At 73.2% G+C, this 6657-nt stretch carries 2 protein-coding genes; both read left to right on the top strand.

The window, feature by feature from the left end; all coding sequences use genetic code 11:
* Nucleotides 1-5661: type I polyketide synthase (locus AQI88_RS41740; protein WP_425264589.1), on the top strand; the 5661-nt coding region annotated here is incomplete at its 5' end.
* A 174-nt stretch (nt 5662-5835) separates the two neighbouring features.
* Nucleotides 5836-6657, top strand: an 822-nt coding sequence (locus AQI88_RS41735) for a beta-ketoacyl synthase N-terminal-like domain-containing protein (protein WP_208616091.1), incomplete at its 3' end; no start/stop codon positions are given.

Here is a 6657-nt window from a genome sequence, read left to right as displayed (position 1 = left end):
GTGGGTGTGCTGGTGGTGGAGCGGTTGTCGGATGCCCGGAGGCTGGGGCATCGGGTGCTGGCTGTGGTGGCTGGTACGGCGGTGAATCAGGACGGTGCGTCCAATGGGCTGACGGCGCCGAGTGGTCCGGCGCAGGAGCGGGTGATCCGGGCTGCTTTGGCGGATGCGGGAGTGGCTGCTTCCGGGGTTGATGCGGTGGAGGCTCATGGCACGGGTACGGTGCTCGGTGATCCGATCGAGGCTCAGGCCCTGCTTGCCACCTATGGCAGGGAGCGTGACGGTGGGCCGCTGCTGGTGGGTTCGTTGAAGTCCAACCTCGGGCACGCGCAGGCGGCTGCCGGGGTCGGCGGTGTGATCAAGATGGTGATGGCGCTGCGGCATGGTGAGCTGCCCGCGTCACTTCACGTGGGCAGGCCCAGCGAGCTGGTGGACTGGACCGGTGGCGGTGTTGAGCTGCTGACCGAGCCGTGTCCGTGGCCCGCGGTGGACGGCGGGATCCGGCGGGCTGGTGTGTCGTCGTTCGGCATCAGCGGCACCAACGCACACGTCGTACTCGCAGAGGCCCCGGCCCCGACCGAGCCGCCCACGCCCGAGACCGACCCTGGCCACGACGACACCGCCCCCTTGTGGGTGCTGTCCGGCCGTACGGAACCGGCGCTGCGCGCCCAGGCCACCGCACTCCTCCACGCCTTCGACGACGTGCCCACCCGTGACCTCGGCCGCGCCCTGGCCACCACCCGCACCGCCCTCGACCACCGCGCGGTCGTCACCGCCGAGGACCGCGCCGAGGCCGTAGCTGCGCTGGCCGCACTCGGCCGCGGCGAACCGCACTCCGCCCTGACCATCGGCACGGCACACCCCGACGACCGGCTCGCCTACCTCTTCACCGGCCAGGGCAGTCAACGCGTCGGTATGGGCCGCGAGTTGTACGAGACCGAGCCGGTCTTCGCCGCGGCCCTGGACGCAGTGTGCGGCGAACTCGACGCCTGCCGCGGTTCCGCGCCCGGCACACCGCCGATCCGCGAGGTGATGTTCCACGACGCCGAGGCACTCGACCGCACCGAGAACACCCAGAGCGCCCTCTTCGCCCTTCAGGTCGCGCTGTTCCGGCTGCTGGAACACCAGGGACTTGCACCGGACGCCGTACTCGGCCACTCCATCGGCGAGTTCGCCGCCGCCCACGTCGCCGGGATTCTCACCCTGCCCGACGCCTGTGCCCTGGTCACCGCACGCGGCCGGCTCATGCAGGCGCTACCGCCCGGCGGCACGATGATGGCCGTCCAGGCGTCGCAGGACGAGGTCGGCGCACTGCTGGAAGGCCGCGAGCACGAGGTGAGCATCGCCGCCGTCAACGGTCCCGCAGCCCTCGTCATCTCAGGCGACGTCGAAGGCGTCGAACAGGTCGCCGCCGGATTCGCCGCCGCCGGCCGCAAGACGCGTCGGCTCGTCGTCAGCCACGCCTTCCACTCCCACCGCATGGACGGGATGCTCGACGCGTTCGCCGCCGTCACCGCGGGAGTCCGGTACGCGGCGCCGCGCATCACCATGGTGTCCACCGTCACCGGCCGGCCCGTCGAGGTCACCGCCGACTACTGGGTCGAGCAGGTGCGCCGAGAGGTACGGCTGTCCGACGGCCTGGCCGCACTCCGCGACCTGGGGGTGCGGACCTTCCTCGAACTCGGCCCGGACGGTGTGCTGTCGGCACTCGGCCAGGGCTGCCTGGAGGACGACGCGCTGGCGTTCGTCCCCGTGCTGCGCCGCGGCCGGTCCGACCGCCGCACCCTGGCCGCCGCGCTCGGCGCCCTGCACGTCCGCGGCCGAAGCCCCAACTGGCGCGCCGTGTTCGGCCCGGGGCGGACGCCCGACCTGCCCACGTACGCCTTCCAGCGGGAGCGCTACTGGCTGACCGCGCACAGCACCGAAGGACCGGCCGGCCACCCGCTGCTCGGCCCCGCCGTGGAACTCGCCGAATCCGGGCAGGCCGTGCTGACCGCCCGACTCAGCCGCCGCACCCACCCCTGGCTCGCCGACCACGCCGTCCTCGGCTCCGTCCTGCTGCCCGGCACCGCCTTCCTCGAACTCGCCGCCCACGCGGGCACGCAGACCGGTACCCCGCGTGTCGCCGAACTCACCCTGACCGCACCGCTGGTGCTCCCCGCAGAAGGCCGCACCGAAGTCCAGCTCGTCGTCGCCGCACCCGACGACGAAGGACAGCGCGCCCTCACCGTGCACGCCCGCACCGAAACGCCGGACGGCACCACCGAGCCGTGGACCCTGCACGCCACCGGCACCCTCGCCCCGCACGACGGAGCCTCCCCGACCGCCGCCGGCCGGCCAGTCGCCGAGTCCGAACCGCTGCCCCTCGACGGCTGCTACGACGAACTGGCCGCCGCGGGCTACGCCTACGGCCCGGTCTTCCGAGGCCTGCGCGCCGCGTGGCGGAGCGGCGCGGACCTGCTCGCCGAGGTCGCCCTGCCGCCGTCCGTCACCGACGCCGCCTCCTACGGTCTGCACCCGGCGCTGCTCGACGCGGCCCTGCATCCGATCGTTACGACCGCACTGGACGACACCGACCGCCGTATGCTGCCCTTCTCCTGGCGCGGCGTGACCGTCCACCAGCCCGGCGCCCGCACCGCCCGCGCCCTGATCACCACCACCGCACCGGACGCGGTGTCGCTGACCCTGCTGGACGAGTCCGGCACGGTGATCGCCGAGGTCGAGGAACTGGTGCTGCGCCCTGCGGGCGACGCCCTCGCTGTCCCGCGGTCGCTCTACCGCCTGGACTGGAAACCGGCCACCGCGGACCGGGAACCGCCCCCGGCGGCTGCCGCACTCGGCCCCGCCGACCTGGGCGTCGGCCCGCACTACGCCGACCTCGCGGCACTGGGCCAGGCCCTCGATGCGGGACTTCCCGCCCCCGCGGTCGTCCTCGCACCGCTCGCCGATCTCGCGGACAGCCCGACGGCCGACACCCGGCCCGCCGTGCACCGCGCGCTCCCTCTGCTCCAGGCATGGCTGGCCGACGACCGGCTCGCCGGCTCCCGGCTGGTGCTCGTCACCCGGGCAGCCGTGGCCACGGCACCGGACGCCGATGTGGCGGACCCTGCCGACGCTGCCGTATGGGGTCTGGCCCGCTCGGCGCAGACCGAGAACCCCGGACGTATCGGGCTGCTGGACGTGGAGTCGGCAGCCGACTGCCGCACGGCACTGCCGCTGATCGGCGCGGAGCCGCAACTCGCGGTCCGGGACGGGGCGTTGCTGGTGCCCAGGCTCGGGCCCGCGACGGCCGACGGCGCCCTTGTCCCCCCTGCCGGGGCGACGGCCTGGCGGCTGGGGGTGCGCCAACGCGGGACCCTGGACCACCTGGCGCTCGAACCCTGCCCGGAGGCCCTGGCACCGCTCGGCGACGGCGAGATACGCATCGCGGTGCGCGCCGCGGGCGTCAACTTCCGCGACGTACTGAACACCCTCGGTCTCTACCCCGGCGACCCCGGCCTGCTCGGCCTCGAAGGCGCCGGGGTGGTCACCGAGGTCGGGCCCGGCGTCACCGGCTTCGGCGTCGGCGACCGCGTGATGGGCCTGTTCTCCGGGGCGTTCGGCCCGGTGGCCGTCGCCGACCACCGGCGGGTCGCCGCCATGCCCGCCGACTGGACGTACGTCCAGGCGGCGTCCGCGCCCATCGTCTTCCTGACCGCCTACCAAGGCCTGGTCGATCTCGCCGGCCTGACCGCGGGCGAGCGCGTCCTGATCCACGCGGCCGCGGGCGGCGTCGGCATGGCCGCCGTCCAACTGGCCCGGCATCTGGGGGCGGAGGTCTACGGCACGGCGAGCCCCGGCAAATGGGGGGCCCTGCGCGCCCTCGGCCTGGACGGCGCGCACCTGGCGTCGTCCCGCACCCTGGACTTCGAGACCGCGTTCGCCGCGGCCACCGAAGGCCGCGGCATGGACGTCGTACTGGACTCCCTCGCCGGTGAGTTCGTGGACGCCTCACTGAGGTTGCTGCCGCGCGGCGGCCGCTTCGTCGAGATGGGCAAGACCGACCTGCGCGACCCGCGGCAGGTCGCGGCCGACCACCCCGGGGTGGACTACCGCTTCTTCGACCTGCTCCAGACACCGACCGGGCGGATCGCCGAACTGCTCACGGACGTCCTGCGGTTGCTGTCGTCGGGGGCGCTGTCCCCGCTGCCGGTCAGCACGTGGGACGTCCGCCGCGCACCGGAGGCGTTCCGCTACGTCAGCCAGGCCCGGCACGTCGGCAAGGTCGTCCTCACCCTGCCCGCGGCCCTCGATCCGGCCGGTACGGTCCTGGTCACCGGCGGCACCGGCGCCCTCGGCGGACTCGTCGCGCGGCACTTGGTCACCGAGCACGGCGCCCGCCGTCTGCTGCTGGTCAGCCGCCGCGGCCCCGACGCGCCCGGTGCCACCGAACTCGCCGCCGAACTAAGCGGGTTGGGCGCCGCTGTCACCCTCGCAGCCTGCGACACCGCCGACCGCGACGCGCTCGCGCACCTGCTGACCGGCGTACGACTCACCGCCGTCGTGCACACCGCAGGGGTGCTCGACGACGGCGTGATCACCGCGCTCACCCCCGAACGCCTCGACACTGTGCTCGCTGCCAAGGCCACCGCGGCCCGCAACCTGCATGAACTGACCGCCGGCCAGGACCTCGCGGCGTTCGTCCTCTTCTCCTCCGTCATGGGCGTCATCGGCGGCGCCGGCCAGGGCAACTACGCGGCCGCCAACGCCTACCTGGACGCCCTGGCCCAGCACCGCAAGGCTCGTCGGCTCCCCGCGCTGTCCCTGGCCTGGGGGATGTGGGCGGACACCACGGGAAGGCCGGGCCCCGACGGAACGACCGGCCCTGCCGGCATGGCGGGCGCCCTGACCGAAACCGACCGGGGACGGCTCGCCCGGACCGGCCTCGCACCCATCGACCGGGCGGAGGGCCTGGCCCTGCTCGACGCGGCACTCCACACGGACACCGCCGCACTCGTGCCCGCGCGTCTCGACCGCGCCGCCCTCGGCGCGCTCGGCCCCCAACTGCCCACCGTGCTGAGGGACCTGGCCCCTGCCGCACCGCGACCGGCCCAGGCGCCGACCACCGCCGCCACCCCGAAGACGGAGACCCTGCGCGACCGGCTCGCGGCGCTGAGCCGGGCCGGGCAGGACGAACTGCTGCTGGATCTCGTCCGGGTGCAGACCGCCGCCGTACTCGGCCGCTCCTCCGCCGCCGGTATTTCCGCCGACCGACCCTTCAAGGACATGGGCTGCGACTCGCTCACCCTCGTGGAGCTGCGCAACAGGCTGCAGACCAGCGCCGGTCTGCGACTGCCCGCCACCTTCCTCTTCAACTGCCCGACACCCATGGCGGTCGTCGCCCACCTGCACACCGAACTGGCCCCGGCCGCTACCGAAACCGCAGACTCCACCGCCACGCCGACCGTACCCGTCCTGGCCGAACTCGACCGGCTCGAAGCGGCACTCGCCGAACTGCCGGACGACACCCACGACGAGACCAGGGCCGAGATCATCCAACGACTCCAGGCACTGCTGACCCGCGTACCCGCCCGGCGGCCCCAGGGCGACCACAACGATCTGACCGCACGGGTCCAGTCGGCGTCGGTCGATGAACTCCTCGCGTTCATCGACTCCGAACTCTGACCCCGACTCCACACCACAGCCGGGCGGTCCGCGGCGCTCCGCAGCGAACCGCCCGGGCCTCACCCTGCTCATCCTGCTCGCTCTGCGCGGCACGCTCGGGCACGTCTCAGGGACAGTGACGCCGGGACCGCGCGCACACGCACAGCTTCACGAAACAACGGGGGAAACATCACCATGACAACGACGGACAACGACAAGCTGGTCAACTACCTCAAGCGCCTCACCGTCGACCTCCACCAGTCCCGCCGGCGGGTCCGCGAACTGGAGGGCGGCAACAACGAACCGATCGCCATCGTCGGTATGGGTTGCCGTTTCCCGGGCGGGGTGGACTCGCCCGAGGCGCTGTGGCAGGTCGTGGCCGAGCAGCGTGACGTGATCTCCGGCTTCCCGGCCGACCGCGGCTGGGACCTCGACGGCCTCTACCACCCCGACCCGGACCACTCCGGCACGTCCTACGTACGCAGCGGCGGATTCCTGGAGAGCGCCGCGGAGTTCGACGCCGAGTTGTTCGGGATCTCGCCGCGCGAGGCGCTGGCGATGGACCCGCAGCAGCGCCTGCTGCTGGAGGTGTCGTGGGAGGCGCTGGAGCGGGCCGGTATCCCGCCCGGATCGCTGCACGGCACATCAACAGGCGTGTTCCTGGGCGCGATCGCCCAGGAGTACGGTCCGCGGTTGGGTGAGGCGGGTGTGGGTGCTGCGGGGTTCGGGTTGACGGGGACGACGTCGAGTGTGGCGTCGGGTCGGGTGGCGTACACGTTGGGGTTGCAGGGTCCGGCGTTGACGGTGGACACGGCGTGTTCGTCGTCGCTGGTCGCGCTGCATCTGGCGGTGCGTGCGCTGCGGTCGGGGGAGTGTTCGTTGGCGCTCGCGGGTGGTGTGACGGTCATGTCGACGCCGGGCATATTCATTGAGTTCTCGCGTCAGCGGGGGCTTGCGGTTGATGGCCGGTGCAAGTCGTTCTCGGCGGATGCGGATGGCACGGTGTGGGCCGAGGGT

This window comes from Streptomyces cellostaticus, from assembly GCF_001513965.1.
Classification (GTDB): Bacteria; Actinomycetota; Actinomycetes; order Streptomycetales; family Streptomycetaceae; genus Streptomyces; species Streptomyces cellostaticus.
Note: the sequence above shows the minus strand (reverse complement) of the source record. Positions and strands in the feature narration are given on the sequence as shown.